Source organism: Brevundimonas sp. (assembly GCF_046295775.1).
GTDB lineage: Bacteria > Pseudomonadota > Alphaproteobacteria > Caulobacterales > Caulobacteraceae > Brevundimonas.
On the sequence record NZ_JBKBML010000001.1, the window covers coordinates 57,211 to 83,985 of the forward strand.

Consider the following 26,775-nt stretch of genomic DNA (forward strand, 5'->3'; position numbering starts at 1 on the left):
ATGAAGTGCCCCTTCTGCGGAAATCAGGACACTCAGGTGAAGGACAGCCGGCCGTCGGATGACGGCGCGGCCATCCGGCGCCGTCGGTCCTGCCCGCAATGCAACGGGCGCTTCACCACCTTCGAGCGGGTCCAGCTGCGCGAGTTGGTGATCCTGAAGCGCAACGGCCGGCGCACGCCGTTCGACCGCGACAAGCTGGAGCGATCGCTGGGCATCGCCTTGCGCAAACGCCCGGTCCAAGCCGAGCAGGTCGAACAGCTGGTCAGCCGCATCGTTCGTCAGTTGGAAAGCCTCGGCGAAACCGAAATCCCATCCAACGTCGTCGGCGACTTCATCATGAAGGCGCTGAAGTCGGTCGATGAGGTGGCGTACGTCCGCTACGCCTCGGTCTACAAGGACTTCCGCCACACGGGCGACTTCGCCAAGTTCCTGGGCGACGAAGGGCTGGACGAGCCCGGACGCGGCTGATGCGCGTCACCCTGAAACTGGCCACCTCGCTGGATGGCCGCATCGCCACGGCGAGCGGCGAATCCAAATGGATCACAGGCGAGGCGGCGCGCGCTGAAGGCCACCGCCTGCGCGCTGAACACGACGCCATTCTTGTGGGGGTGGAGACGGTGTTGGCCGATGATCCCGAGCTGACGGTTCGGCTCTCGTCGCCAGCTGCGTCCAGAAATCCGTTGCGCGTCATCCTCGACAGCCGTCTGCGCACGCCTGACAGCGCCAAGGTCGCCGCCGCGAACACCCTGATCTTAACGACCGCCTCCCCGCGATCCGTCGGCCAGGCGGAGGTCGAGCGCGTGGCCGACGCAGGCCGCCCAACCCCTGAGGCCGCGCTCGCCGCCTTGTCGCGCAGGGGGCTGACCTCGGTTCTGATCGAAGGCGGCGGCCAGGTGGCGGCGTCTTTCCTGCGCGCAGGACTGGTCGACCGCATCGAGTGGTTTCGAGCGCCGATCCTGCTGGGCGGCGACGGGCGACCCGGCGTGGCGGGGCTGGCGCTTGCGAAACTGGCCGCTGCCCCCAAGTTCCGGCGTCTGTCGGTCGAAGCCCTCGGCCACGACCTGTGGGAACGCTACGAGAGGATCTGACGTGTTCACAGGCATCGTCACCGACATCGGCCGCGTCCGCAGCGTGCGCCAGACCGAGCGCGATCGGCGCTACGAGATCGAAACCGCGTGGGACACCGCGACCATCGACCTGGGCGCCTCCATCAGCCACGCCGGCTGCTGCCTGACGGTGACAGAGACGGGCCCCGGCTGGTTCGCCGTCGAAGTGTCCGGCGAGACGCTGTCCAGGACCACGCTGGGCGATTGGGCTGAAGGCGGGCGCGTCAATCTGGAGCGGGCGGCGCGGCTGGGCGACGAGATGGGCGGCCATGTCGTCTCGGGCCACGTCGACGGCCTGGGCCGCATCGTCTCGATCACGCCGGAGGGCGGCTCGCACCGCGTCGAGATCGAGGCGCCGGAGCCTCTGCACCGCTACATCGCGCCTAAGGGGTCCATCACCGTCGACGGCGTGTCCCTGACGGTGAACGGCGTCGAAGGCCGCCGTTTCGGGGTCAACATCATCCCGCATACGTGGACGGCGACCACGCTGGGCGCGCTGAAGGCCGGCGATCCGGTCAATCTGGAGATCGACATGCTGGCGCGATACCTCGCCAGATGGCAGGAGACCGCGTGATGCAGCTCGCGGCGAACATGAACGACAGTCCCATCAGCCCGATCGAGGATATCCTGGAGGACGCCCGCAACGGGCGGCCCTATATCCTCGTGGACGCCGAGGACCGGGAGAACGAGGGCGATGTCATCATCCCCGCCCAGTTCGCCACCCCCGACCAGATCAACTTCATGGCCCGCCATGCGCGCGGCCTGATCTGCCTGGCCATGACGTCCGAGCGCGCGCGTCAGCTGCGCCTGCCGCCCATGGCCGCCGAGAACCGCACCTCGATGGGCACCGCCTTCACCGTCTCGATCGAAGCGCGCGAGGGCGTGACCACCGGCATCTCGGCCGCCGACCGGGCGCGCACCGTCCAGGTCGCCTCCGATCCGACCAAGGGCGCCGACGACATCGTTTCGCCGGGACACATCTTCCCGCTGGTGGCGCGTGACGGCGGGGTGCTGGTCCGCACCGGCCACACCGAAGCGGCGGTCGACATCAGCCGCATGGCCGGGCTGACGCCGGCGGGCGTGATCTGCGAGATCATGAACGAAGACGGCACCATGGCCCGCCTGCCGGACCTGGTCGCCTTCGCCCAGCTGCATGGGCTGAAGATCGGAACCATCGCCGACCTGATCGCCTATCGCCGCCGCACCGAGCGGTTTGTGGAGCGGGTCATGGACACGCCCTTCGACAGCGTCCACGGCGGGCCGTTCCGCCTGATGCTGTACCGCAACGCCATCGAGGGCGCCGAGCACATCGCCCTGGTCAAGGGCAAGGTCGAGCCGGGCAAGCCGACCCTGGTGCGGATGCACCAGGTCGACTTCGCCGCCGACATCCTGGGCCATGTCGAGGCGCGTCAGGACTATGTGCCGCGCGCCATGCGGTCCATGGCGGCCCATGACGGCCCCGGCGTGGTCGTCTTCCTGCGCGACCCGGACCTGCACGGCCTGGCCGAACGGCTGGCCGGCGGCGACAAGCCGCGCGGGGGTGAGCGCGTGCTGAGAAACTACGGCGTGGGCGCCCAGATCCTGCTGGACCTGGGCGTGCGCGACATGATCGTGATGAGCTCGACGCGACCCGAGCCGACCGCGCTGGAAGGCTACGGCCTGCGCATCGTCGGCTGGCGCGACATGGACGGAGAAGACCAATCCTGACCGACCCCCACCGCGTCCTCATTGTCGAGGCGCGCTTCTATGACGATCTGGCCGACGCGCTTCTGGAAGGTGCGAAGGACGCCCTGCGCGCGCGCGGCGTCCAGTTCGACGTCGTCACCGTGCCCGGCGCGCTGGAAGTGCCGACAGTCATCGCCCTGGCCGAAGAGGCCGGCCGCTATCCGACCGCGCCGCGCTATGACGGCTATGTCGCCCTGGGCTGCATCATTCGCGGCGAAACCTACCATTTCGAGATCGTGGCCGATCAGTCGGCCGCCGGCCTGCGCAACCTGGGCCTCAAGGGCCTGTGCATCGGCAACGGCATCCTGACCACCGAAGACGAGGACCAGGCCTGGGCCCGCGCGCGCCTCAGCGAAGGCGACAAGGGCGGGTTCGCCGCGCGCGCCTGCATGGACCTGATCAATCTCAAGAAGCGCCTGCGGCACGGCCTGGGTGAAGGAGCGTCGGCATGACCGAACCCAACAGCCTGGCCTCGGTCATCGCCCAGCTGGAAGAGGCGGACAAGGCCCGCCGCGAGCCCCAGCTGAACAGCCGCCAGCGCCGCGCCCGCACCGTCGCGCGCCTGGCCGCCGTGCAGGCGCTGTACCAGATGGAGCTGGCCGGCGAGGGGGTCGACACCATCATCCGTGAGTTCCAGAACCACCGCTTCGACGGCGACATCGACGGCGAGATGCTGGCCGAAGCCGACGAAGCCTGGTTCGCCGAGATCGTGCGCGGCGTGGTTGAAGGGCAGCAGTCCATCGACGCCGCCATCAAGGCGCGGCTGGCCTCGAACTGGCGCATGGAGCGGCTGGACGCGACCCTGCGCGCCCTGCTGCGCTGCGGCGCCTATGAGCTGCGCGAACAGCCCGACACCCCGCGCGAAGTGGTGATCGACGAATACGTTGAGCTGGCCAAGGCCTTTTTCGACGAGGCCGAGGCCAAGTTCGTCAACGCCGCCCTGGACGGCGTGGCCCGCGACGCGCGGGACGCCTGACGACGGTGGTCGAGCCCGCGGGCGAGTTCGAAACGATCCGCGAGCTGTTCGCGCCGCTGGCCCATCCTGACTGGGGCCGAGGCCTGGTGGACGACGTCGCCGTGGTGCCTTCGCGCCCGGGCTTCGACCTGATCGCGACCAAGGACGCCATCGTGGAGGGCGTCCACTTCCTGCCCGACGATCCGATGGACACGGTGGCGCGCAAGCTGCTGCGGGTGAATCTATCGGATCTGGCGGCCAAGGGGGCCGAGCCGTTCGGCTATCTGCTGGCCTGCGGCTGGTCGCCCCGCCTGGACTGGCCCGAGCGCCAAGCCTTCGCCGACGGGCTGAAACAGGATCAGGCCGCCTTCGGCGTGCATCTGCTGGGCGGCGACACCGTCTCCACGCCCGGACCTGCCAGCTTCTCCCTGACGGCCTTGGGTTGGGCTCCGGCGGGCGCGGCGGTCTCCCGCGCAGGGGCGCGGCCGGGCGATGTGGTCGTGGTCACGGGCCAGATCGGCGACGGCTGGCTGGGACTGAAGGCGGCAAGAGGCGGCCTCGTCCTCGATCCTGACCGGCTCCAGGCGCTGACCGCCCACTATCGCTCGCCGGAACCCAAGACGGCGCTGGCGGACCTGGTGCTGGCTCACGCCACGGCGTCGGTCGATGTATCCGACGGTCTGCTCGCTGATCTGACCCATGTGCTGGAGGCGTCGGGCGTCGGGGCCGACCTGGCGCTGGAGCGGCTGCCCCTGTCGCGCGCGGGTTCGGCCTGGATGGAGGAGCGGGTCGATCCCGAGGCCGCCCTGTTGGATCTAGCCACGGGCGGCGACGACTATGAGATCCTGATGACGGTGCGGCCGGGCGCGGTCGAGGCCCTGCGCCGCGAGGTCGAACGCCGCCACGACCGATTAACGGTGCTGGGCGAGATCACCGCCCGGCGCGGTCTGCGTGTGAGCCACCAGGGCCAGCCGGTCGCCGTCGGCCGCACGGGCTGGCGTCATGGCTGAGATTGACGTGCTGGTGATCGGGGCAGGCGTCCTGGGCCTGTGCTGCGCGGTGGAGCTCGAGCGTCGAGGTCACGGCGTCCAGGTCGTCGATCCGGGCGGGCGCAACGCCTCCTGGGTGGCGGCGGGCATGATCGCCCCGGCTCTGGAGTCCGCGATCGAGGACGTGACCCCGGCCCGCGCCGCCCTGCTGCGCCGCGCGCGCGACCTCTGGCCCGACTTGGCGGAAGCGAAGGGGATTGAACTCCACCGCCGCCCGGCCGAATGGCGCGGCGAGGGCGCGGATGTGATCGCGGATCGCCTGGCGGCTCTGGGCTTCTCGGTCTGCCATGAGCGCGGCCGCGTCGTGACCGACGACGACTGGCAGGTCGACTGCCCGGCCGCGCTGGACGCCCTGCGCAAGGCGCTGGGCCGCCCCGTCATGGCCGCGAAGATCGAGGCCCTGGCGGCTCATGACGGCGGCTGGAGCGCAACTCTTTCTGACGGCGGGTCGCTGGCGGCGCGAACCATAATTCTGGCGACGGGCGCGGCCGAGGCAATCCGCGGTCTGCCCGCCCGCGTGGCGGCTCTGGTCTCCGCCGTCGAGCCGGTTCGGGGCCAGATCGGATGGACGGCCGCTGCGCTGGCGGACCATGTCGTGCGCGGTCCCGGCGGCTATCTGGCGCCGCAGGGGGGCGGAACCCTGATCGGCGCCACCATGGATGCCAGACGGCGCGATCAAGCGCCGGACGCCGCCTCGAGCGAAGCCCTGGTAGCCGCCGCGGCTCGCCTAGCCCCCCTCGATCCGGTCGCACCGATTGACTGGCGCGTAGGGGTTCGCGGCGCCACCTCGGACGGCCTGCCTCTGGCCGGGCCGAGCGGCGAGCCCGGTCTGCACCTGGCCCTGGCGCCCCGTCGCAACGGCTGGCTGCTGGGTCCGCTGGTCGGCCGAGTGGTGGCCGATGGGATCGAGGGTCGGCCCGGTGAGCCCGCCCTCGATCCGCTCAGGTTCTAGTCCGCCAGGGCGAAGCGCACGCCGAAGGTCACGCGCGCGCCGTCGACAGCCTGACCGTCCACGGTCTGCGGGCTCATGCGGAAGTAGCGCCCCAGACTTTGGGCCGCGCGGCCGAACCCGCGCCCCGCCGGCGTCTCGGACGCCACGGTGCAGCCTGTCAGGGTGCCGTCAACCCGCACGCGGCATTCCAGCATGGCCAGGCCGGTCTGTCCGCGTTCCAGGGCCGCCGACGGATAGGCCCGCATCAGTTGATCGCCCGATGGCCGGCTGACCCAGTCGGGTTGGGTGATGACGGGCGGCCCGACCGGCGCCGCCTCGACAGGCCGTGTCTCGGTTCCGTTGGGCACGGCGTGCGGCTGTGGCGTGGCGATTGTGATTGGCCCAGGCGTCGAGATCGGATTGTCGCTGAGGGGCGCGATGAGGGGCGGGACGGGGCTCGGCAGGGGGATCAGACGGTTAAGCGGAGGGTTGGGCGCCGGCGGCGTCGTGCTGACCACGACCGGCGGCTTGGGACGCGGTACGAAGGTCAGCTTGGTGACGGGCGGTTCCGGCGCGGGCGGCGTGAGAGCGACCGGCGTCTCGAACTTCTGATAATAGAGCCAGGCCGCGCCGCCGGCGTGCACCAGCACCGACACGCCGATCGCGGCCAACATCCAGCGAGGCATCGGCCGCCTACGGTCCGAATAGTCCAGCGGAGAACCATGTCCCGGGCCGCCCGCGGTCTGCATCATCATCATCGCCGTCTCTCCCTTTTTGGGCCCTCCCCAGACCCCAAGGCGAAGCTTGCCGCTTCCGTTGCGGCAACTTTAGGGCGTAACCGCGAGCGTTGAACCTTGCTCGATCTGTGGAGCGCCGGCGCGGCGTTAAGGCTACGTTAACCGCGATTCACAAAGGTTAACGCATGTCCATAGGTGCGATTCCCTCGGCGGGCGGCGTGGAGGCGGCGATACGCCGAGCCTCCAGCGCGACCGGCGTGGACTTCGACTTCCTGATGAAGACGGCGCGTCGCGAGAGCGCCATGAATCCCCTGGCCAAGGCACGCACTTCGTCCGCGGCGGGCCTGTTCCAGTTCATCGAGCAGACGTGGCTGGCGACCGTCAAGCAGCACGGCCGCAAGCATGGCTATGGACAGTACGCCGATCTGATCCAGCGCGGGTCTGACGGCCGCTGGCGCGTCGAGGGGTCGGCCCGCAACATGGTTTTGGACCTGCGCTTCGATCCGCAGGCGGCCTCGACCATGGCGGCGGAATTGGCGTCGTCGAACGCCGCCTATCTGCGCGGCCGCACGGGCAAGGAGCCGGGCGCGGGCGATCTGTACGCGGCGCACTTTCTGGGGCCGGCCGGCGCAGCGGGATTGATGGAGGCCATGGCCACCCGCCCAGGCGCCAGCGCTGCGAGTCTTTTTCCCGAGGCTGCGCGGGCAAATCGACCGATCTTCTATCGCGAAGGCCGCGCCGCCACCGTGGCCGAGGTGCACGCCAATCTGCAGCGCACGGCGGGAGCCGGCCCCGCGATCGGAGCTCCATCTCAGCCTCCTTCGGCAGGGCTGCCGGAACTGAGCGAAAAGGAACGCATGCTGGCCGCTCGGCTGGACCGGCTGAAACAGGACCAGAGTCTGCTGGCCTTGCTGCTGGGCCAGGACGGCCAAAGCTCGGGCGGCGGCTTCGGAAAGGCGTTTTCGCCGGGGGATGCGGCGTGATGGTAAACCGGACGTTAAGCATGTCAGGCTGATGGTCTGGGCGCTTCCAGCTTCGGAACCGCCGAGATCCGCCTATGACCGCCCACCGCGCTCGATTGACCGAAATGGACATCCGTCGGCTGATCAAGGCGGACGACGAAGACGAACGCGCCTCGGCTGCGCACAAGCTGTGCCGCAGCATGGAGCGCCTGCCTCTGGACGAAGAGGGGCGTGCGGCCGCCGAAAAGATTTTGCGTCTGCTGGCCGAGGATTCGGCCGAAATGGTCCGACGCGCCATGGCGGTCACCTTGAAGTCGTCCGACCTGATCCCCCGCGACCTGGCCCGGCGCCTGGCCGCCGACATCGAGACGGTTGCCCTGCCGATCATCGCTTGTTCGCCCGCCTTCCACGACGAGGACTTGATCGAGATCGTAAGGGCGGGCTCGGCGGCGCGGCAGGTCGCGGTCGCTGGTCGGCCGTCTGTCTCGCGCGATGTCGCGGACGCGGTGGCCGAGCATGGCGCGCACGAGGCGGTGCGCACCTTGGCGTCGAATGACAACGCCGACCTGTCCGAGCGCGCCCTGGAGCGTGCGGTCGAGCGGTTCGGTCGGGTGGACGACGTCGTCGCCGCGCTCGCCTACAGGCAGGTGCTGCCATTGCACATCACCGAACAGCTTATCGAGATCGCCTCGGAAACGGTGCGCGAGCACCTTGTCAGCCGACACGCAATAGCGCCGGAAACGGCTGTCCGCCTCACCCAGTTCGCGCGCGAGCGGGCGACGGTGGACCTGATAGACCAGGCGGCCGGTCAGGCGGACTTGGCGGACTTCGTCGCCCAGCTGAACGCTCGCAAAGTGCTGAACGCCTCGCTTCTGCTTCGCGCACTTGCGCGCGGGCGCATGACCCTGTTCGAGCATGGTCTGGCTGAACTGGCGCAGACGCCGCACCAGCGGGCCTGGCTGATGGTGCACGACGGCGGCCCTCTTGGGCTGAAAGCCCTCTATGACCGCGCTGGACTGCCGCCGCGCCTGTTCGCGGCCTTCAGGGCTGGGGTCGACACCTGGAAGGCCTTGCAGGGGGAGGGGGCGGACACGTCGGGCGAGGCGTTCCGCGAGCGGATGCTGGAGCGGTTTCTAAGCCAGCGCCCCGCCGTGGCGCGCGAGGACCTCGCCTATCTGATGGAGCGCCTGGACCGGCCTATGGCGACAAGCGAGCATCAACGCGCCGCCTGACGCGCGTCAGCCGACGAAGCGGACCTCGACGCCCGGCTTGACGGCGGCCGCCAACTGCTCGGCATCCCAATTCGTCATGCGCACGCAGCCGTTCGACGCCGTTTTGGCGATCTTCGACGGATCCGGCGTGCCGTGAATGCCGTAGGTGTCACGCGACAGGGCGATCCAGACCGAGCCCACCGGATTGTTCGGGCCGGGCGGCACCAGGATGCGGCGCGGGCCCCGATCGTACGTCACGCGCGAAGGATCGTAGGCGTAGTCGGGGTCATTGGCGACGCCCACCACCGTCAGGGTTCCCGACGGCGCCGGCCGCTCGGTCGACCCGATGGTGGCCGGGTAGAAGGCGATCAGCCGATCCGAACCGTCAAAGGCGCGCACCGAACTCTCGGTCTTGTCCACGACGACGTAGGCGACTTCGGAAGGGAGCTCGCGCGCGCCGACTGCGGCCACCACCAAGGTTTTGCCGACCAGCCCTTGCGCCGTGCCAAAATCGACACCGGGGTTCAGTGCCTGAAGCAGAGCCTCGGTCATCTGGAAGCGCTCGGCCAGACCTTCCAGAGGCGTGGCGTAGCCGACCCGGTCCAGTTCCGACATCGCCTCCAGATCGGTCGGCACCGTGCCTATGAAGGGGCCTTCGACGTCCTGGGCGGTCACGACGTGATCCGCCAGGACCGGGCTGCTGTCGCCTGAGGTGAGGCGGTCGAAGACCTGCTGATCCAGGACGCCGTCTTCGGTCAGACCCGCGGCCTTTTCAAAGGCGGCGATCGCTTGGCTGGTGTTTTCGCCGCCAAGACCGTCGATGATGCCCGGTGAGAAGCGGGCGCGGCCGAGCAGGATCTGAGCGCGGATGACGGCCGGATCGGGCTGAGCTTGCAGGGGCGGCGCAGCTTGGCCTTCCACGGCCGCGGGCGCTGGCGCGGGCTGGGTGAAGACGGCCCGTTCGATGGCGTCGCGTGACAGTCCGCCCTGGGCGGATTGGCGGCTCTCCGCCGGCGCCTGCGGCTGTCCGCGATCACAGGCGGCGATGGTGAGGGGAAGAAGCAGGGCGAGGGCGGGGGCGACGTAACGCGCCGTACGGCTAAGGCTCATGACCGGCTCAATGCCTTGATCCGGCTTGTGTTCCGAAGTCAGCGCAGGGCGGCTGCGAGACCTTCCGCAGTATTGGCCGACCAGCAGGCGTAGCCAGGGTCGTTCAAATGCAGATCGTCGGGACCGACGCCGCCGCGATCCAGGCCGGACCAGCCGCTCATGGCCGCAAACCGGTGCTGAACGCCATAGCCGACGCGCCCGCCTTCAAGAGCGATCAGGCGCGAAATCTCGGACAAGGCCGGGTTGCGCCCCTGGAAGGCCGGATTGCGCGCATTGTCCGGCAGGCGCTGCGGGTCGATCAGGACGACGTCGACGCCGGCCTCGTCCAGCACGCCCTGACCCCGACGGAAGTCGGCGAAGAAGTCGTCCATGGAGCGATCGCGCAACACGTCATTCGTGCCCAGCTGCCACAAGACAAGATCGGGCCGACTGGCCACGATCTCACGCTCCAGCCTGTCCGCGGTCTCCTTGGCGGTTTCTCCGCCTATGCCCTTGTTGACGACAGTGATTTCGACGCCTGGCAACCGCTCGCGAAGGCCCTGTTCAAGCAGCGGAACAAAGCCCAGCTCCCGGCGGCTGGCGCCGATACCCTCGATGCTGGAAGAGCCCATGGCCAGCACGGTCAGGCGGCCTTCCCGCACGGCGGCGCGGGCGCGCGAAAGTCCGTCGTTGGAAACGATGTTCTCGGCCTTCACCGGGCAGGCGGCAGGAACCGTCTGGGCTTGCGCCGCCAAGGGGGTAGCAAGCGTCAGGCTGGCGGCGGCGAAGGCGAGAACTGCGGATTTCACGGATTAGGTTCTCCGGTTGCGGGGTCGGTTTCGGTGTCGCCGGGGTTGGATGAGCCCTCGGAGCCCGGCGGCTCGGTGGCCGGGCGCGGCGGTTCGCCGTCGTGATCCGGCTGACGCTGCTGCTCGGTTTCGGTCTCGCGGGTCGGTGGGCGGCGGGGGTCGGTCATGTTCTGGCTCCGGTCTATGAGGCGGTAGAGCCAGGATCAACGCACGGCCTGTTACAGGGCTCCCGCACGCTTTGTTCACCATGACGCTAAACGTCGATGCAAGGCGGACCCCCTTAACCTCCAGACCATGCACACGACCGCCGATCTGATCGCGCCAGAGGCGCTGACGCCCGAGATGCTGGCCCTGTGGCGGGCCATGGTCGCGGCCGATCCTGTGTTCGACAGCCCCTATTTCGATCCGCGTTTCACCCAGGCGGCCGGCCGGGTCAGCCCTGGCGCCAAGGTGGCGGTTTTCCAGCGCGGGGGTCGGATCGTCGGCTTCCTGCCCCATCAGACGCGCGGTGCCACGGTCCAACCTCTGGGCGCGCCGATGAGCGACTATCACGGCGTGATCGCCTTCGCCGGCGAGGGGCCGGATTTGGAAGAGGCGGCGCTGCTGCTGCGAGCGCCGCGACTGGCCGTCGGCGGCTGGGTCGGTCCCAGCCGCACGGCGGGACAGCGCCCGACGGTGCGCGCCGAGCTGAATGACGATGGCTTTGAGCCCTGGTACGCCGAGCGCCGCGCGACATTCGGCAAGTTCTTCAAGGACAAGGAGAGGGCGCGGCGCAGCATGCAGGCCGAGTTCGGCGATTTGCGCGTCGAGGTGGGGATGAACGATCCGGCCTTGCTGGCCTGGATTTTGAGCATGAAGAGCGAGCAGTATCGCCGCTCGGCCCGCCACGATGTCTTCGCCTGCGGCTGGACGCGCGACCTGCTGGCGGATCTGATGCGCGACGCGGACGCCGACTTCGGCGGCTCCATCGCGGCGTTGTGGGCGGGCGACAATCTGATGGCGGCCGAATACAGCCTGCACGCCGGCTCGAGCCTGCATTTCTGGTTTCCGGCCTATACGCCAGGTTTGGCGCGCTGTTCGCCGGGTATCCTGCTGACGCTGGACACCATTCGGCAGGGCGCGGATCGCGGCTGGAAGGTGTTCGACTTTGGCGTGGGCGAAGAGGGCTACAAGAAATACTTCAACACCGGCTCGCGCATGGTGGGCGAGGCGGTGGTCAATCGGCCCGGCCTGCGGTCGGCGTTGAGCGGCGCCGCCGTCGCGGCGGTGAACCTGGCTGGCGAAGGCCGGGGCGAGCGCCTGCGCCTGAGCGTGCGCCGCCGTCTCGGGGCCATCGAGGCCTGCGAGATCGACGCCCTCAACCAGCTCAAGGGCATGGCGGCGGCGGCCGGGGCCGCGGTGGGAAAGCTGTCGCGCGACCGGGCACCGGCATGAGCCCTCCGGCCGGCACGCGCTATCCAGGGCCGATCCGCCTAGCCGAGGTGCATTCTCATGGCTTGGTCGAACAGGGCTTCGCCGCAGACGAGGCCCTGGCGGAGCTGCTCGACCGCTATCCGGCCGAACTGTTCGACATCAACCTTTACGATTTCGACGATGAGGGGCAGGTCTCGATGCGCACCGGTGCGCGTGGCCGGCTGTCGGGCGCGGACCTGCTGGAGGCGATCAAGCAGGGTCGTCTCTGGGTCAATCTGCGTGAGGTCGAGCGCGGCTGGCCAGAGCTGTGGGGCTCGGCCATGACGGACTTTCATCGCATGCAGGCGGCCTATCCGGGCCTGAAGGCGGCCGGGGCGAGCGGCCAGTTGATCCTCTCGTCGCCCAAGGCGCGCGTGCCCTATCATTTCGACGCGGCGGGGGTGGCCCTGTTCCACCTGCGTGGGCGCAAACGGCTGTTCGTCTATCCAGGCGACGAGGCGCACTTGCCCGAAGCTGCGATGGAGAAGGTCGTATCGCGCCAGACGACCGAGGAGACGCCCTATCGCCTGGCGTTCGAGGCCGATGCGCAGGTGCTCGACTTGGAGCCCGGTCAGATGGCGACCTGGCCCTTCTACGCTCCGCACCGGGTCGAGAACCTGGATCGGTTCTGCGTGTCGCTTTCGATCGAATATCAGACCTGGGGCACGCGGCTGCGCAACGGGGCGCTGTATGTGAACGCCTGGCGTCGTCTGAACGGGGCGCGGCCTGCGCCGACGGATCGCCTCAGCCGTCCGGCCATGGCCGCTCGCTGGGCCGGATCGCTGGCGCTGAAGCGGATGGGTGTTATCGAGAACCGCATCGCCGGCTTGGCGCGGGACTTCGAGCCCGAGATCGGCGCCGCCGATGGCGCAGGCACGCTGAAGAGCTAGAGATTACAACGAGGTCATGACCTCGTTTTAAAGTGACTTGGTCCAGGCCCGGCCGCACCCTTCGATCAGCAATCGAGGGAGACAAGCCGATGAAGACCGCCCTGTTTATCGCCGCATCCGTCGCCGGCCTGACCGCCGCCTTGCCCGCCGCCGCTCAAAGCGTGGAGGTGCGCGACGCCGTGGCTCGTATGGTGGTGATCCCCGAGGATCGCACGGACATCGCCGTGGAGATCGAGCCGGGCCGGGCGGGCCTGCCCATGCCACGCGTCGCGCGGCGCGGCGATGACGTCCGCATCTTCGGCGAGATCGGCCGCAATCCCGTCCGCAACTGCACGTCCGCGTCGTCAGACGCCCGCCAGCCCGGCGAGGGCGCCTCGGTGGAGGTGCGCGGGCATGGGAGGGTCAATATGGAGGACGCGCCGCTGATCGTTGTCCGCACGCCCCGTGATGTGGAGGTGTCAGCGGGCGGGGCGGTGTTCGGCTCGGTCGGCCGTGGGGCGAACTCGCTTGAACTGGCCTCGGGCGGATGCGGCGGCTGGACGGTGGCCAATGTCGCGGGGCCGGCGGCGCTGAACGTCGGCGGGTCAGGCTCCATCCGCGCTGGAGCAACAGAGTCCCTGAAGGCCAACATCGGCGGCTCCGGCTCGGTGCGCGCCGGCGCAACCCGGAGCCTAGACGCCAACATCGGCGGCTCTGGCAGCGTGCGCGTGGCTTCGGTGCAGGGCGACGTCGCGACCGCTATCGGCGGCTCTGGCGGCATCCGCATCGACGGCGGCCGGATCGGTCGACTGACCGCCGCCATCGGCGGCTCGGGCAGCGTCGACGCCAATGCGCCCGTCGGCGATGTGTCCGCCAGCTTCGCCGGATCCGGCAGCGTGCGCGTTGCCAGCGTCAGCGGAAATGTGACCCAGAACAGCTTCGGTTCCGGCCGGGTCGTCGTCGGCCGGTAGCCGTTAGGCCGGTCGGATCACCATGCAGGTGACGCGCCGCTCGGACAGGGCGGCGCAGGCCGCTTCAGCAGCGTCCCGGCTTAGGCCCACGAAGCGGGAGCGATACCATTCGCCTGCGACCTGAACATCGCGGTCGGCCCCATTGAACTGGCTGCGGAAGCGGCGCGCCACCTCGGCCAGCCAGTCGTCCGCCACCTTCTGATCCTTGAAGGCCCCGACCTGGACGGCCCAGCCCCCGGACGATGCCCGCGACGCGGTCTGGCGGTTCAGCGATTCGCGGGGCGTGACCGCGCCGCCGTTCAGAGAGGCGGTCAGCCCTTCCGGCGTCCGCGGGGCCGGAGCCTCCGCGCGAACGACGGGCCGGGCCGACGGCGCGGGCGCGACGCGGTTGGGCAGATTGGCGGGCGCCGGGCCCGAAACGAGAGCCACGCCGGCGCCGATTGGCGCTGACGCGGCGGCCCCGCCGCCGTCCTCGTCCTCGTCGCGCTGCAGGCTTGCGTAGGCGATCGGCGCGGCGTTGTCGGGATTGGAGCCGATGCCGAAGCCACGCTGTTCGAAGAAGGCCTGGGCCACCTGAAGACGCTCGCCACGCTCGCGCCGGCGTTCGACCTCGAACCCGGTGTTCATCAGCTCGGCGACGTGCGCGTTGCGGCTGGCGCTGGAGCGTCCGCCCAGCACGATGGTGATCAGCCGCTTGCCGTTCTCGACCTTCGACGCCGCCAGATTGTAGCCCGAAGCGTTGGTGAAGCCGGTCTTGATCCCGTCATAGCCCGCCATGTTCAGCAGGCCGTTGGTGTTGCGGTAGTCGCGGCCGTTGTAGGCCCAGTCGTGCAGGCCGAAATAGCGATAATACTGCGGATAGTCGCGCATGACGGCGCGGGCCAGGACGGCCAGGTCACGCGCGGTCGTCAGTTGGCGCCCGTCGGGCAGGCCGTGCGGATTGACGTAGCGCGTCTGGGTCATGCCCAGTTCTTCGGCCTTGCGCGTCGCCATGGCGGCGAACCGAGCTTCTGAGCCCCCGATGTGCTCGGCGATCGCCAAGGCCATGTCATTGGCGCTGCGCACGGCGGTGGCGCGCATCGCATTGTCCAGCGTGATGGTCTGGCCCGCCGCAAGGCCGAGCTTTGACGGCGGCTGAGAAGCGGCGCGGGGCGAGACGGTGATCACGTCGTCCAGGCTGACCTTGCCCTCCGACAGCGCCTCGAACGCGAGGTACAGCGTCATGACCTTGGTCACCGAAGCGGGGTAGCGACGGGCGTCCGCGTGACGGGCGAACAGCACTTCGCCGGACGCAGCATCCACCACGACAGCGGCGTAGCGGGCGTTCTCGTTGGATTGCGCGACCGGCGCCGGCCCTGGATTGGGCATGAGTGCGACAAGGGCGGCTGCGGCCAATGCAGGCGCGAAGCGGGCGAGCTGGGCGGGAGTCTTCAAGGTGTTGACCCTCATTCATACTGTGCGCCGGCTGCCCCCGACGCTACGCCATCAAACAGCTAGCATGCCCCGAGGGCGTTTCGTCGCGGTTAACGGGCTGTCAACGTAGATTTGAAGACACGAGCCTGACGGTTTTGTGCGGCGCACAATAAACCTTGACGTGCTTTCGCACTTGCACCATATAGCTTCCATCGCGCCGGAATCGCCTGGTGCGGAAATCATAACGCGGACCACCCGCGAGCCTCGCTTTCAGGAGATCCCGACATGGCTGACGCCAACGAAACCGTGAAGAAGACCGTCGAACAGACCGCCGCCAAGACCAAGGCCCAGGCCGAACAGTTCCAGGCCGCCGGCGCCCAGGCGTTCCGCGAAGGCGTGGACAAGTCCGTCGCCGGCTTCAGCGAAATGAACGCCCAGAGCAAGCGCAACCTGGAAGCCATGGTCGAGTCGGCCTCGGCCGCCCAGAAGGGCGCCGAAGCCCTGTCGCAACAGGCCCTGGCCTTTGGCAAGAAAAGCTGGGAAGACAACATGGCCGCCGCCCAGTCGATGGCGACCGCCCGTTCGATCCAGGAACTGGTCGAGCTGCAGACCTCGTGGGCCAAGTCGGCCTCGGAGGCCTACCTCTCGGAAATGACCCGCATGACCGAGACCCTGACCGCCTCGGTCAAGGACAGCTTCAAGCCGATCAACGAGCGCGTCACCGCCTCGGTCGAGACGCTGCAGGCCGCTCGCTAAATCGGCGATTGACTGAGAAGTTGAAGAGCCCCGGCGGAGACGCCGGGGCTTTTTCATGTCGTGATGGTCAGCCGGTCGATGACAGGCTCCAACTCATCGAAGCGGTCGATGACCGCCTCGACATCCAACTCTCGAACCGGAATGTCGGTGTAGCCGAAGCTGACCAGAACGCAGGGCATGGACGCGTCGCGCGCGGCGCGGGCGTCGGTCGCGCTGTCGCCGATCATCAAGGCGCGGGCCGGATCGCCGCCGGCCTTGAGCACGGCTTCACGCAGATGCGCGCCGGACGGCTTGCGGGCGCTGACGACATCGGGGCCGACGATGGCGGCGAAATGGTGCGTCAGGCCCAGGGCCTCGATCAGGGCGACCGACAGGTCGGTGCGCTTGTTGGTCGCCACGCACAGGATCGCGCCGCGCGCCGCCAGCCGACCCAGCGTCTCGACCACGCCGTCGTAGAGGCGGCTTTCGTCAGCGATGTGGGCCAGATAGTCGTCGATGAAGGCGTCGAACAGAGCGGGCGACGCCGCCTCGTCCCAGGTCGCGCCCGCCTCCTGAAAGCCGTGCTCCAGCAGCGCTCGCGCCCCGTGCCCGACCAGGTGCCGCGCCGAGGCCAGCGGGACTTGGGGCAGGCCACGCTGGGCCAGCAGGCGGTTCAGCGTGCCGATTAGATCGGGCGCGGTCTCCACCAGGGTGCCGTCCAGGTCGAAGGCCAGGGTCCAGCCGGTCAGTTCGTGGCCGCTCATGGGCTCTCCTTGCTCGCGATGCGCAGGCCGTTAGGCTAGATCGCAAGCGCCGACCACCCGCAGGAACGATTCATGACCACGCCGACACGCGCCCGCGCCGCCGTCATTCTGGCCGCCGGGCAGGGCACGCGGATGAAATCGCCGCTGCCGAAGGTGCTGCATCGCGTCGGCGGCCGCGCCATGCTGGACCACGCCATCGATGCGGCAGAGGCGCTGGGCTGCGAACGCGTGGTGGTGGTGGTCGGCGACCATTCGCCCGAGGTACGCGCCCATGTCGTCAAGCGGCTGGGCGAGGCGGCGGTGGCGGTGCAGGACCCGCCGCTGGGCACCGGCCATGCGGTTCTGGCCGCGCGCGAGGCGCTGGCGGACTTCGACGGCGAAGTGGTGGTGACCTATGGCGACGTGCCGCTGCTCAAGGCGTCGGACATCGCACCGGCCTTCGGCGCCGACGGGGTGACGGTGATCGGCTTCGAGGCCCGCGACGCCGGCGCCTACGGCCGTCTGATCCTGACCGACGCCGGGCTGGAGGCCATCGTCGAGGCCAAGGAGGCCAGCGCCGATCAGCTGCGCATCACCGCCTGCAACTCCGGCGTCCTGGCCGCGCCGGCCGGGGTGCTGTTCGACCTGCTGGACCGGGTGACCAACGCCAACGCCAAGGGCGAATACTATCTGACCGACGTGGTGGCCCTGGCGCGCGAGGCCGGCCACCCGACCCGCGCCGTCTTCGCGCCCGAGGACGCGGTGATGGGCGTCAACGCCCAGGGCGAGCTGGCCCAGGCCGAGGCCCTGTTCCAGAAGGTGCAGCGCGAGACGGCCATGGAGAACGGCGTGACCATGGCCGCGCCCGACACCGTTCACTTCAGCTGGGACACCCGGATCGGCGGTGGGGCGGTGATCGAGCCCTATGTGGTCTTCGGGCCCGGCGCGGTGATCGAAGGCGGCGCGCGCATCCGCAGCTTCAGCCACATCGAGGGCGCGCGCGTCGCCGCCGGCGCCGAGGTCGGACCCTACGCGCGGCTGCGTCCCGGCGCGGACCTGGCCGAGGGGGTCAAGGTCGGCAACTTCGTCGAGGTCAAGAACGTGACGATGGCCAAGGGCGCCAAGGCCAATCACCTGGCCTATCTGGGCGACGGCGCGGTGGGGGCGGGGGCCAACATCGGCGCCGGGACCATCTTCTGCAACTACGACGGCTTCTTCAAACACCGCACCGAGGTGGGAGAGGGAGCCTTCGTCGGCTCCAACAGCGCCCTTGTCGCGCCTGTGCGGATCGGCGAGGGGGCCATGATCGGCTCGGGCTCGGTGATCACGCGCGACGTGGGGGCCGGCGACCTGGCGCTGGGGCGGGGCGAACAGACGATGAAACCGGGCTGGGCCGGGCGGTTCATGGCTGCGATGCGCGCGAAGAAGGCGGCCCGATGAGTGATATTCAGAAACGCAACGCCGGCGAGGCCGCCGCACTGCGCGTCGACGCCGGCATGAAGGTCGGGCTTGGCACCGGCTCGACCGCAGCCTGGTTCGTGCGGGCGTTGGCGGCGCGCAACCTGCCTGATCTGCGCTGCGTGCCGACGTCGGAGGCCACCGCCGATCTGGCGCGCGAGCTGGGGCTGACGCTGTCGACGCTGGAGGATACGCCGCGCCTGGACCTGACGGTCGACGGAGCCGACGAGATCGGTCCGGGGCTGGCGCTAATCAAGGGCGGCGGGGCGGCCCTGTTGCGCGAGAAGCTGGTGTGGGAGGCGTCGGACCGCTGCATCGTCATCGCCGACGCGGCCAAGGTGGTGACGACCCTGGGCGCCTTCGCCCTGCCGATCGAGGTGGTCGCCTTCGGCCACAAGACCACGGGCAACCGCATCGCCGACGTCCTGTCCGATCACGAGATCAGCCAGCCCGCGCGGTTGCGTCAGGCCGAACGCGGCATAGTGCGCACCGACGGCGGCAACGTCATCTACGACGCGCGCTGCGGCGCCATCCACGACCCGTCACGTTTGGCCGACGACCTGAAGCTGATCACCGGCGTGGTCGAGCACGGCCTGTTCCTGGACCTGGCCGATGAGGCGATCATCGGCCAGGACATAGGCGTGGAGACACGGGCGCCCTAGTCCTGGGCGTCGCGGTCCTGGCGCAGATCGCGATGGGCGCGCTGGATCGTGCCGATGATCTCGGACCGGTTGGCCCCGGCCAGCTTTTGAGTACGCTGCGCGCTATAGAGGCCGCTGAGATAGGCCTGATCCCAGTCGGTCAGCGTGGTCGCGTAATCCGGCTCTTCGAACAGATTCAGGATGGAGGCATAGCGGCTGGTATCCGCCTCTGGATTGATTTGGGCCAGCGACACCATGGCGATGTAGTCGGCCAACTGCTGCGCCGAGAAACCCTCGACCTTGTTGATGTCAACGATGACGATGACGCGGAACAGGTCATCGACGATCTGGGTGCCGATGCGCCCCCCGGACATCTGGTTGATTATGGGAGCGAAGCCGAGTGCGCTTTGCCCCCCCCTGCTGTGGATCGACGGTGCAGGGTTCCTGGCAATCGCCCGGCAATCTCGCGGCGCGCGCTCCTGAAAACGCATCGGTCGGCATGCTGAGCGCCCACCAGCGCACGGCCTGGTCGCTGTTGCGGAAAGCTCTCAGCGCCGCGCCGCCACGCTCGATGCCGCCGCCCCCAGGGCGAAACACCGAGCGGCGCCGATCAATCATGGCGGCCGCCGTCTGGTTGGGATCGTCGCTGGCCACCACGATGATGTTGGGCGTGCAGCCCGGCGCGCCGGTCCGCAGTCCCACATCCTCGGCCACGGTGGAAACACGATCGACGATGTACTGAGTGGTTTCAGCGCCGAGATGGGCGGAGGTCATCCCCACGCAGACGGGCGCGTTCCAGCGCGCCAGGTTCCGACGCGGATTGGGCGCGGCTACATCGTCGACAAATCCGCGAACTAGATTCTCCAGAGACCGTCCAATGACTTGCACGTCCTCCAGGCGGGTGGGCGTGTCAGGGTCGGGTGACACGGACACGGCCGTAGGCTGGGCTTGCGGAAGAGAGTCGGGCGTGCCGGATGCAATCAGGCCGGCGAGCAGAAGTTCGATCATGGCGTGAGTCCCTGTATATCGGGATTCAGTTTTCCGTCTGGTCGGCTTGTCGGCGCAAGTCGCTATGGGCGCGCCGGATGGTCGCCACGACCTCAGATCGGTTGGCGCCGGCAAGCTGCTGCGTGCGCTGGGAGCCGTAAAGACCGCGCAGATAAGCCTGGTCCCATTCCGTCAGGGAGGAGGCGTAGTCCGGCTCGTCGAACACGTTCAGGATAGAGGCATAGGCGCTGGTGTCGGCCGTCGGATTGATCTGGGATAGCGACACCATGGCGACGTAGTCGGCCAACTGCTGCGCTGAGACGTTATCGATCTTGTTCACGTCCACAATCACGATGACGCGGTTCAGGTCATCGACGATCTGGGTTGAGAGTCGCGACGCCGCGAACACTTCGATCTGTGGCGCATAATGCTCTACTTTGGAACAAGGATCAGCACATTCACCGCGCAGACGCACGGCGCGCTGGCCCGTATGTGAATCGGTCGGCACGCTGACCGCCCACCAGCGGACCGGCCGGTCGCTGTCGCGGAAGGCTCGGAGTTGAGAACCGCCCCGATCCATGCCGGACCCGCCGGGCCTGAACGACAGGGGGCTGCGCTCGATTAGGTCCGACGCCAGGACATTGGGATCGGAGGACGCGATCACTAGGACATTGGGCTTACAGCCTGGCGCGCCGGACCGAAGCCCCAGATCATCGGCCACGGTCGAGATGCGATCAACCAGATACTGAGCCGTTTCGGCCTGGAAATTGGCGGCCCCAATGCAGACCCCGCGATCCCATCGCGCCAAATTACGCCCAGGGTTGGGAGCTGCAACGTCATTGACGAAGTCGCGTATAACGGTCTCCAGCCGTCGCCCGGTGACTTCGATGTCTTCGAGCCGCGTCGGCGTCTCGGGATCGCTGGCGGTCGGCTGTTGCTGGGGCGAGGATGCGGCGAGAATGCCAGCAAGCAGGGGGCCAAGCATCAGACGTTTCCTTGAAAGTGATGGATGATCACGGTTGGGCGTCCCGAAGTTGATGATGCGCGCGCCGGATCGAGGCTGCTACCTCGGCCCTGTTGGCGCCAGGAAGACGGTGAGTGCGTTGCGACCCGTAAATCCCGCGTAGGTAGGCCATGTCCCAGGATGTGAGCGTGTCAGTCGAAGCTGGGTCTTCGAATAGGTTCAGGATGCTGGCGTAGCTGGACGTGTCGGCTTCGGGGTCGATCTGCGTCAGAGACACAATGGCGACGTAGTCGGCCAACTGCTGAGCGGTTATTCCGTCCAGTTGGCTGGCGTCCACGATCACGATGACACGTACCAGATTGTCGACGATCTGAGTGCTGATCCGAGACGATGATGTCAGATGGATTTGCGGAGTGTAGTCGAACACCGACGAGCAGGGGTGCTGACAATCGCCTGGGATGCGGACGGCGCGTTGTCCCGTGTGGGAATCCATCGGCACGCTGATCGGCCACCAGCGTACCGGGCGGTCGCTGGCCTGGAAGGCGCGCAGCTTTGCGTCGCCGTGCTCCATCCCCGGTCCGCCCGGGCGGAAATTCTTAGGACTGCGTGAAACCAGGGTCTGAGCCAGGCCAGAAGGGTCAGAGCTGGCGATCACCATGATGTTGGCCGTGCATCCGGGGGCTCCGGGTCGCAACCCCAAGTCCTCGGCCACCGTCGACACGCGGTCGACCACGTACTGGCCGATCTCGCCTCTGAGATTCGCTGCGCCGACGCACACTCCCTGGTTCCAACGCGCGAAGTTTCGACGGTACACAGGCGCCGCGACGTTCGAGACGAAATCCTGCACAATCGTCTCCAGCCGCCGGCCGGCCACCTCGACATCCTCGAGGCGCGTCGGCTCGTCACGGGCGACAGGGTCTTGGGGTTGAACCTGAGGCGATACGGCCGCCAACCACCCGGCAATGAGCAGCTCAATCATGCGTTCCCCCTAAGGTTGGATAACTTTGCGATTTGAAACCGGCGGTGTCTAGACACAGTTTTGTCACTATCGACGCCGGGTTGTCGCAGGCCCTGTCGGCGCCTAAGTCGGCCACAGGCAGCGATTAGGATCGGCATGACCCAATACGACTACGACCTCTTCGTCATCGGCGCGGGCTCTGGCGGGGTGCGGGCGGCGCGGCTGACGGCGCTGGGCGGCAAGCGGGTGGCGATCGCCGAGGAGTTCCGGGTCGGGGGCACCTGCGTGATCCGCGGCTGCGTGCCCAAGAAGTTCATGGTCATGGCCTCTGAGGTCAGCCACGCGCTGGAGATCGCCGAGGGCTACGGTTGGTCGTTCGACAATGCGAAGTTCGATTGGCCGACCTTCCTGGAGGCCAAGGACGTCGAGATCGCGCGCTTGTCGGGCATCTACGCCGCCAACCTGGGCAAGGCGGGGGTCGATCTGGTGCATGGCCGCGCGGTGCTGAAGGACGCCCATACGGTCGAGATCGTCGGCAAGGACCAGACCATCACGGCTGAAAAGATCCTGATCGCCACCGGCGGCCGGCCGTGGAAGCCCGAGAGCCTGCCGGGCGTCGAGCACGCCATCACGTCGGAAGAAGCCTTCCATCTGCCCGAACTTCCCAAACGCATCCTGATCGCGGGAGGCGGCTATATCGCGGTGGAGTTCGCTGGAATCTTCGCCGGCCTGGGGGTCGAGACGACCCTGATCTATCGCGGGCCGAACATCCTGCGCGGCTTCGACGACGATGTGCGCGCCCACCTGGCCGGCGAGATCGAGAAGCGCGGCATCAAGGTCATCCTGGGTTGCCAGCACAAGTCGATCGAAAAGACCGAGACGGGCCTAGTGAACCACCTGGAGAACGGTCATGCCATTGAGACAGATGTGGTGATGTTCGCCACCGGTCGCGTGCCGCACGTCAAGGACCTGGGTCTGGAGACGGCCGGGGTCGAACTGAACGACGCCGGCGCGATCAAGGTCGACGACCTGTCGCGCACCACGGCCGAGAACATTTGGGCCATCGGCGACGTGACCGACCGCATGAACCTGACGCCCGTGGCGATCCGCGAGGCGGTGGCCTTCCACGAGACCGTCTATCGCGAAAACCCGCAGGCCTTCGACTACGAAGCCGTCGCCACCGCCGTGTTCAGCCAGCCGCCCGTCGGCGTTGTGGGTCTGACCGAGGCCGAGGCGCGGCATAGCTGCGCCAAGGGCGTGGACGTCTACGTCACCCGCTTCCGCCCTATGAAATACGCCTTCACCGGCTCCGACGAGCGGGTGCTGATGAAGCTGGTGGTCGACGCCGACAGCCAGCGCGTCGTGGGCGTCCACATCGTCGGGCCCGAGTCGCCCGAGATGATCCAGCTGGCCGCCATCGCCGTGAAGGCGGGCCTGACCAAGGCTCAGTGGGACGCCACCTGCGCGGTGCATCCGACCATGGCCGAGGAGCTGGTCACGCTGAAAGAGAAGCAGTCGCCTGCGCACATGACGGCCGGGTAGAGCCTCAGCCCCAGCTTTCTACCGCGCCTCGGCGGCGGGCGAAGCCGCCGACGGGGGCCGCAGCCGGCGCCGCGCGCGGTTCCGGCTCGGCCTTGCCGAACAGCCAGCCCTGGCCGTGGGTGACGCCCAGCGCCTTGACGGCGGCGCACTCGGCCTCGGTTTCGATGCGCTCGGCGATGGTGGTCATGTTCAGCGACGTCGCCAGATCCACCACCGACTTCAGCAGGGCGCGCGTCTTGGGCTCTGACTGCAGGTTCTCGACAAAGGCCCCGTCGATCTTGACCGTGTCGACCGACAGGCGGCGCAGATAGTCGAACGAGGCCGCGCCCGCGCCGAAGTCGTCAATGCAGACCTTGATCCCGGCCTGGCGCAGGGCCGACAGGCGCCGGTCGGCGGCCTCGATGTCGGCCAGTGCCGCGCTCTCGGTCACCTCGACGCTGAGGCGGCGTCGATCTTCGGGTTTTGCCGCCGTCATCTTCAGCAGAGCCTGGACATAGCGGTCGTCGGCCAGCGAGGCGCCCGAGATGTTGACCGCCACCTTGGCCAAGCCGAAGCCCGGCTGGCGCATCTTGGACAGGGCCTTTTCGACCACGGCCAGATCGAAGTCCTCGATCAGGGCCAGTTCTTCGGCCAGGTGGATCGCCGCCGCCGGGCTGCCGCCGGGACCAAACCGGGCCAGGGCCTCGAAATGGTGCACGGCCCGGACGTCCAGATCGACGATGGGCTGATAGTGCAGTTGAAACTCGCGCGTGCGGACCATGCCGCGGAAACGGTCGGCGTCGCGCAGCGTCTTCTTCAACGAGTCGGCGAAGGCCATCTCGGGGTTCTGCAGCCCCCCGTCTTTCAGGCAGCCTTCGATGGCGAAGCGCATGGCCCTGAGCGCGCACAGGGGCTCGGTTCCCGGCGCCACCTGGGCGTCGGCGCAGACGGGGGCGAAGGCGAAACCCTCGGCCGCCCCGGCCTGGCGTACCTCGTCGGCGATGTCGCGGCCGTCCTCGGCGTCGCGCAGCAAGGCGAACCGCTCGTCGGTCAGCTGGGCGGCGTTCATGCCGGGAATGGAGGCGGACTGCAGCACCGACCGGACGCGCGCCATGGCCTTGTCGGCCCCGTCGTCGCCGGCGCCCGGCAGGTCGAGGAAGGTGAGGGCGTAGGCCTTGCCCTCGCCGCGGCCCTCGACCAGGGCGCGGCTAGCCGAGGCCATGAAGTCTTCGGCGTCCAGCAGCGGCTCGGGCGCGGCGGCGACGGCGTCGATAACGGGGCCCTCGTAGATGACCGCCAGCGATACGGCGGGCGCCCGCTCGGGCAGGATGAAGGCGCGCACCCACGCGCGCCGGGCCTTGCCCTCCCCGCACGCGATCAGGACTTCGATACGATCGGAACGTGCGCCCGGCGTCAGCCTCGACAGCGCATGAACGGGCGCGGCGTCCACCACCAGATCGGCGAAGGGCTTGCCCTGCCAGGCGGCGGCGATGTTCAGGCCCGAGGTCGGTCCGGCGCCCAGCACGAAGGCCACGACGCCCTTGCCGTCCAGCTCGACCAGAGCGTCGGCGGAGGCGAAGGCTAGGCCCAGAAGGCGCGCGGCGAGCGACATAAACGCAGGCTTAGCGGCGTGGGCTTAAGAAACCGTCAGGCCGTGCGGTTGAAGGCGACCGCGCGGCCGTCGCCCTGAGCGGCGTGACCGCCGGGGCCGTAGGCGGCGGCGGGAGGGCGCGCGGCGGCCACTTCGCCGGCCAGGGTGCGCACCAGGCCTTCGGAGATGGTGCGGGCGGCCTCGACGGCCGAGGCGTGGCGGGCAAGCACGGCTTCAAAGGCGCGCGTGGCCTGGATCAGGGCCTGACGGTCGGCCAGGGGCGCCTGGGCCAGCTGCGATGGATCGGCCTTCAGCTGGGCGGACTCGCGGCGATAGGCGTTGGCCATCTCCTGGGTGGCGGCCAGGCCGTGGGCCACGTCCTGGGGCCGTCGCGCCTCGAAGGCGGCGGTCTCGGCGGCGAGGCGTTCGGTCAGGTCTTCGGTCAGGCGGATCAGGCGATGGGCGCGTGCGACGGCGAGTTCGGTCATTGGCGAGCCTCCTGCATCTTCAGCATCTCGGACATGATGCGGTCCGACAGACCGATGCCGCCCGCCTGGACGGTCTGTTTCGCCATGGCGTCGATCATGAAGCCGCGCCACGTCGCCTCGGCGTTGCCGCCGCCGAAGGGGGCTTCGGTGGACAGGCCCTCGAACATGGGGCGCAGCATCTGGGCCAGAAAGCTAGCTTCGAACGCCTGGGCGGTTTCGCGGACCTTCTCGGTGTTCACAGCAGGGCGCTGGGGCGCGCCGGCCAGCAGGGCGGGAGAGACGGCGAGGTCGCTCATTACATCACCTCGATGTCGGCTTGCAGCGCGCCGGCCGCCTTGATGGCCTGCAGGATGGAGATCATGTCGCGCGGCGTGACGCCGAGCGCGTTCAGCCCATTGACCAGCGTCGACAGATTGGCCCCGCCGCCGATGATGCGCATCTGGCGACCGGTCTCTTCCTCTACGGTGACGTCGGACTGCGGGACGACGACCGTTTCGCCGCGGCTGAACGGCTCGGGCTGGCTGACCAGCGGCGTCTCCTGGACCGAGACCGTCAGATTGCCCTGGGCGATGGCCACGGTGGAGATGCGCACGGCCTCGCCCATGACGACCACGCCATTGACCTCGTCGATGATGACCTTGGCCGGGGCGTCAACCTGGATCGGCAGGTTCTCGACGCGGCTGAGGAAGCCTGCGGCGCCGAAGTTTGCTGGCGGGCGCAGGGCGACGACCGTGCCGTTCTCTGCGAAGGCGGTCTGGGGGAAGGCGGCGTTGATGGCCCCGGCGACACGCTGGGCGGTGGTGAAGTCGGGATTGCGCAGGGTCAGGCGGACCTCCTGCATCTGACCCAGGTTGAAGCCGGTCTCGCGCTCGACCACCCCGCCCGAAGAGATGCGGCCGGCCGTCGGCACGCCGCGCGTGATGGAGGAGCCGGAGCCGCCCGAGGCGGAGACGGCGCCGGTCTGGACCGTGCCCTGCGCCACCGCATAGACCTCGCCGTCCGCGCCCTGGAGCGCGGTGACCAGGACCGTGCCGCCCAGCAGGCTCTTAGCGTCGCACATGGCCGAGACATTGACGTCGATGCGCGCGCCGGGCGTGACGAAGGCGGGCAGGTCGGCGGTCACCATGACGGCGGCGACGTTCTTGGTGTTGGCGGTCGAGCCCCGGATGTTGACGCCCTGTCGCTCCATCATCCCCTCCAGCGACTGGCGGGTGAGGGGGCAGTTCCGGAGGCTGTCGCCGGTGCCGTTCAGGCCGACGACCAGGCCGTAGCCGACCAGTTGGTTGGAACGCACGCCCTCGACCGAAGCGATGTCCTTGATCCGCGACTGGGCCGAGGCGGCGTCAGCCGCCGCCAGAAGGGCGAGGGGGGCGATCAGGGTGGCGAGCAGTTTCTTCATGGTCGAGCCTT

General features: G+C 68.6%; 31 protein-coding genes. 17 read left to right on the top strand and 14 right to left on the bottom strand.

Features of this window, described 5'->3' with window-relative positions:
• Genes nrdR through ACK4I0_RS00350 form a run of 8 tightly spaced genes read left to right on the top strand, consistent with a single transcriptional unit; the run spans window position 1 to window position 5,787 of the window.
• Window positions 1-468, top strand: coding sequence for a transcriptional regulator NrdR (nrdR, locus tag ACK4I0_RS00315; protein ID WP_409606923.1), 468 nt, complete (start codon window positions 1-3; stop codon window positions 466-468).
• Complete coding sequence (locus tag ACK4I0_RS00320; protein WP_409606924.1) at window positions 468-1,088, top strand: RibD family protein; 621 nt, start codon at window positions 468-470, stop codon at window positions 1,086-1,088. The genes nrdR and ACK4I0_RS00320 overlap by 1 nt, the downstream gene beginning before the upstream one ends.
• A 1-nt stretch (window position 1,089) precedes the next feature.
• The gene (locus ACK4I0_RS00325; protein WP_409606925.1) at window positions 1,090-1,680 is read left to right on the top strand and encodes a riboflavin synthase; all 591 of its coding nucleotides are present in this window, start codon (window positions 1,090-1,092) and stop codon (window positions 1,678-1,680) included.
• Entirely contained in the window at window positions 1,680-2,813 is a 1,134-nt protein-coding gene (gene ribB, locus ACK4I0_RS00330) for a 3,4-dihydroxy-2-butanone-4-phosphate synthase (protein ID WP_409606926.1), read from the top strand. Before ACK4I0_RS00325 ends, ribB begins: the two co-directional genes overlap by 1 nt.
• On the top strand, window positions 2,810-3,283 hold the full coding sequence (gene ribH, locus ACK4I0_RS00335; protein WP_409607305.1) for a 6,7-dimethyl-8-ribityllumazine synthase: 474 nt from the start codon (window positions 2,810-2,812) through the stop codon (window positions 3,281-3,283). Before ribB ends, ribH begins: the two co-directional genes overlap by 4 nt.
• Window positions 3,280-3,807 carry a transcription antitermination factor NusB gene (gene nusB / locus ACK4I0_RS00340; RefSeq protein ID WP_135063725.1) on the top strand — a complete coding sequence of 176 codons (528 nt, stop codon included), beginning with the start codon at window positions 3,280-3,282 and terminating at the stop codon, window positions 3,805-3,807. The genes ribH and nusB overlap by 4 nt, the downstream gene beginning before the upstream one ends.
• Before the next feature lie 5 nt (window positions 3,808-3,812).
• Window positions 3,813-4,796 (top strand): thiamine-phosphate kinase, encoded by a 984-nt coding sequence (thiL, locus tag ACK4I0_RS00345; RefSeq protein ID WP_409606927.1) that lies wholly within the window; start codon window positions 3,813-3,815, stop codon window positions 4,794-4,796.
• Complete coding sequence (locus tag ACK4I0_RS00350; RefSeq protein ID WP_409606928.1) at window positions 4,789-5,787, top strand: NAD(P)/FAD-dependent oxidoreductase; 999 nt, start codon at window positions 4,789-4,791, stop codon at window positions 5,785-5,787. The genes thiL and ACK4I0_RS00350 overlap by 8 nt, the downstream gene beginning before the upstream one ends.
• Here ACK4I0_RS00350 and ACK4I0_RS00355 read toward each other — a convergent pair.
• The gene (locus ACK4I0_RS00355; protein WP_409606929.1) at window positions 5,784-6,452 is read right to left on the bottom strand and encodes a TonB family protein; all 669 of its coding nucleotides are present in this window, start codon (window positions 6,450-6,452) and stop codon (window positions 5,784-5,786) included. The genes ACK4I0_RS00350 and ACK4I0_RS00355 overlap by 4 nt on opposite strands.
• Before the next feature lie 236 nt (window positions 6,453-6,688).
• On the opposite strand from ACK4I0_RS00355, the gene ACK4I0_RS00360 reads away from it, so the two are divergent.
• Together ACK4I0_RS00360 and ACK4I0_RS00365 are read left to right on the top strand one after the other, a co-directional pair.
• Window positions 6,689-7,486, top strand: a complete 798-nt coding sequence (locus ACK4I0_RS00360) for a transglycosylase SLT domain-containing protein (RefSeq protein ID WP_409606930.1) — start codon at window positions 6,689-6,691, stop codon at window positions 7,484-7,486.
• Window positions 7,487-7,560: 74 nt separating this feature from the next.
• On the top strand, window positions 7,561-8,697 hold the full coding sequence (locus tag ACK4I0_RS00365; RefSeq protein ID WP_409606931.1) for a DUF2336 domain-containing protein: 1,137 nt from the start codon (window positions 7,561-7,563) through the stop codon (window positions 8,695-8,697).
• A 6-nt stretch (window positions 8,698-8,703) separates the two neighbouring features.
• Here the strand turns inward: ACK4I0_RS00365 and ACK4I0_RS00370 are convergent, their stop codons facing one another.
• Genes ACK4I0_RS00370 through ACK4I0_RS00380 form a run of 3 tightly spaced genes read right to left on the bottom strand, consistent with a single transcriptional unit; the run spans window position 8,704 to window position 10,741 of the window.
• Window positions 8,704-9,786, bottom strand: coding sequence for a L,D-transpeptidase (locus ACK4I0_RS00370; protein ID WP_409606932.1), 1,083 nt, complete (start codon window positions 9,784-9,786; stop codon window positions 8,704-8,706).
• Between the two features lie 38 nt (window positions 9,787-9,824).
• Window positions 9,825-10,574, bottom strand: a complete 750-nt coding sequence (locus ACK4I0_RS00375) for an SGNH/GDSL hydrolase family protein (RefSeq protein WP_409606933.1) — start codon at window positions 10,572-10,574, stop codon at window positions 9,825-9,827.
• Window positions 10,571-10,741 carry a hypothetical protein gene (locus ACK4I0_RS00380; protein ID WP_409606934.1) on the bottom strand — a complete coding sequence of 57 codons (171 nt, stop codon included), beginning with the start codon at window positions 10,739-10,741 and terminating at the stop codon, window positions 10,571-10,573. The genes ACK4I0_RS00375 and ACK4I0_RS00380 overlap by 4 nt, the downstream gene beginning before the upstream one ends.
• A gap of 127 nt (window positions 10,742-10,868) precedes the next feature.
• Here ACK4I0_RS00380 and ACK4I0_RS00385 point away from each other — a divergent pair, with 127 nt between their 5' ends.
• The 3 genes from ACK4I0_RS00385 to ACK4I0_RS00395 all read left to right on the top strand — a co-directional run bounded on the left by ACK4I0_RS00385 (window position 10,869) and on the right by ACK4I0_RS00395 (window position 13,866).
• Window positions 10,869-12,008: a GNAT family N-acetyltransferase gene (locus tag ACK4I0_RS00385; RefSeq protein ID WP_409606935.1), complete on the top strand. Its 1,140-nt coding sequence runs from the start codon at window positions 10,869-10,871 to the stop codon at window positions 12,006-12,008.
• Window positions 12,005-12,916: a transcriptional regulator gene (locus ACK4I0_RS00390; protein WP_409606936.1), complete on the top strand. Its 912-nt coding sequence runs from the start codon at window positions 12,005-12,007 to the stop codon at window positions 12,914-12,916. Before ACK4I0_RS00385 ends, ACK4I0_RS00390 begins: the two co-directional genes overlap by 4 nt.
• Window positions 12,917-13,005: 89 nt before the next feature.
• Window positions 13,006-13,866 (top strand): hypothetical protein, encoded by an 861-nt coding sequence (locus ACK4I0_RS00395; RefSeq protein WP_409606937.1) that lies wholly within the window; start codon window positions 13,006-13,008, stop codon window positions 13,864-13,866.
• A gap of 3 nt (window positions 13,867-13,869) precedes the next feature.
• On the opposite strand, the gene ACK4I0_RS00400 is transcribed toward ACK4I0_RS00395, so the two are convergent.
• Entirely contained in the window at window positions 13,870-15,300 is a 1,431-nt protein-coding gene (locus ACK4I0_RS00400) for a serine hydrolase (RefSeq protein ID WP_409606938.1), read from the bottom strand.
• Between the two features lie 264 nt (window positions 15,301-15,564).
• Here ACK4I0_RS00400 and ACK4I0_RS00405 point away from each other — a divergent pair, with 264 nt between their 5' ends.
• Complete coding sequence (locus tag ACK4I0_RS00405; protein WP_409606939.1) at window positions 15,565-16,035, top strand: phasin family protein; 471 nt, start codon at window positions 15,565-15,567, stop codon at window positions 16,033-16,035.
• Window positions 16,036-16,088: 53 nt separating this feature from the next.
• On the opposite strand, the gene ACK4I0_RS00410 is transcribed toward ACK4I0_RS00405, so the two are convergent.
• Window positions 16,089-16,778: an HAD-IA family hydrolase gene (locus tag ACK4I0_RS00410; RefSeq protein ID WP_409606940.1), complete on the bottom strand. Its 690-nt coding sequence runs from the start codon at window positions 16,776-16,778 to the stop codon at window positions 16,089-16,091.
• 72 nt (window positions 16,779-16,850) lie between these two features.
• Here ACK4I0_RS00410 and glmU point away from each other — a divergent pair, with 72 nt between their 5' ends.
• Both glmU and rpiA read left to right on the top strand, forming a co-directional pair.
• On the top strand, window positions 16,851-18,197 hold the full coding sequence (glmU, locus tag ACK4I0_RS00415; protein WP_409606941.1) for a bifunctional UDP-N-acetylglucosamine diphosphorylase/glucosamine-1-phosphate N-acetyltransferase GlmU: 1,347 nt from the start codon (window positions 16,851-16,853) through the stop codon (window positions 18,195-18,197).
• Window positions 18,194-18,877, top strand: coding sequence for a ribose-5-phosphate isomerase RpiA (gene rpiA, locus ACK4I0_RS00420; RefSeq protein WP_409606942.1), 684 nt, complete (start codon window positions 18,194-18,196; stop codon window positions 18,875-18,877). Before glmU ends, rpiA begins: the two co-directional genes overlap by 4 nt.
• On the opposite strand, the gene ACK4I0_RS00425 is transcribed toward rpiA, so the two are convergent.
• The 4 genes from ACK4I0_RS00425 to ACK4I0_RS00440 are packed head-to-tail and all read right to left on the bottom strand — an operon-like array spanning window position 18,874 to window position 21,786.
• Window positions 18,874-19,230 (bottom strand): hypothetical protein, encoded by a 357-nt coding sequence (locus tag ACK4I0_RS00425; RefSeq protein ID WP_409606943.1) that lies wholly within the window; start codon window positions 19,228-19,230, stop codon window positions 18,874-18,876. The genes rpiA and ACK4I0_RS00425 overlap by 4 nt on opposite strands.
• Window positions 19,193-19,864: a hypothetical protein gene (locus ACK4I0_RS00430; protein WP_409606944.1), complete on the bottom strand. Its 672-nt coding sequence runs from the start codon at window positions 19,862-19,864 to the stop codon at window positions 19,193-19,195. The genes ACK4I0_RS00425 and ACK4I0_RS00430 overlap by 38 nt, the downstream gene beginning before the upstream one ends.
• 25 nt (window positions 19,865-19,889) lie before the next feature.
• Window positions 19,890-20,828: a hypothetical protein gene (locus ACK4I0_RS00435; protein WP_409606945.1), complete on the bottom strand. Its 939-nt coding sequence runs from the start codon at window positions 20,826-20,828 to the stop codon at window positions 19,890-19,892.
• A 28-nt stretch (window positions 20,829-20,856) separates the two neighbouring features.
• A complete protein-coding gene (locus ACK4I0_RS00440; protein WP_409606946.1) occupies window positions 20,857-21,786 on the bottom strand; it encodes a hypothetical protein in 930 nt (309 codons plus the stop codon).
• A gap of 135 nt (window positions 21,787-21,921) precedes the next feature.
• On the opposite strand from ACK4I0_RS00440, the gene gor reads away from it, so the two are divergent.
• On the top strand, window positions 21,922-23,307 hold the full coding sequence (gene gor / locus ACK4I0_RS00445; RefSeq protein WP_409606947.1) for a glutathione-disulfide reductase: 1,386 nt from the start codon (window positions 21,922-21,924) through the stop codon (window positions 23,305-23,307).
• 4 nt (window positions 23,308-23,311) lie between these two features.
• Here the strand turns inward: gor and ACK4I0_RS00450 are convergent, their stop codons facing one another.
• From ACK4I0_RS00450 to ACK4I0_RS00465, 4 genes are read right to left on the bottom strand one after another with little or no spacing between them, the layout of a single operon-like run.
• Window positions 23,312-24,898 (bottom strand): EAL domain-containing protein, encoded by a 1,587-nt coding sequence (locus ACK4I0_RS00450; protein ID WP_409606948.1) that lies wholly within the window; start codon window positions 24,896-24,898, stop codon window positions 23,312-23,314.
• 35 nt (window positions 24,899-24,933) lie between these two features.
• Complete coding sequence (locus ACK4I0_RS00455) at window positions 24,934-25,365, bottom strand: flagellar basal-body protein FlbY (protein ID WP_135063679.1); 432 nt, start codon at window positions 25,363-25,365, stop codon at window positions 24,934-24,936.
• Complete coding sequence (locus ACK4I0_RS00460) at window positions 25,362-25,661, bottom strand: rod-binding protein (protein ID WP_135063677.1); 300 nt, start codon at window positions 25,659-25,661, stop codon at window positions 25,362-25,364. The genes ACK4I0_RS00455 and ACK4I0_RS00460 overlap by 4 nt, the downstream gene beginning before the upstream one ends.
• On the bottom strand, window positions 25,661-26,764 hold the full coding sequence (locus tag ACK4I0_RS00465) for a flagellar basal body P-ring protein FlgI (RefSeq protein ID WP_409606949.1): 1,104 nt from the start codon (window positions 26,762-26,764) through the stop codon (window positions 25,661-25,663). Before ACK4I0_RS00465 ends, ACK4I0_RS00460 begins: the two co-directional genes overlap by 1 nt.
• Window positions 26,765-26,775: the final 11 nt, after the last annotated feature.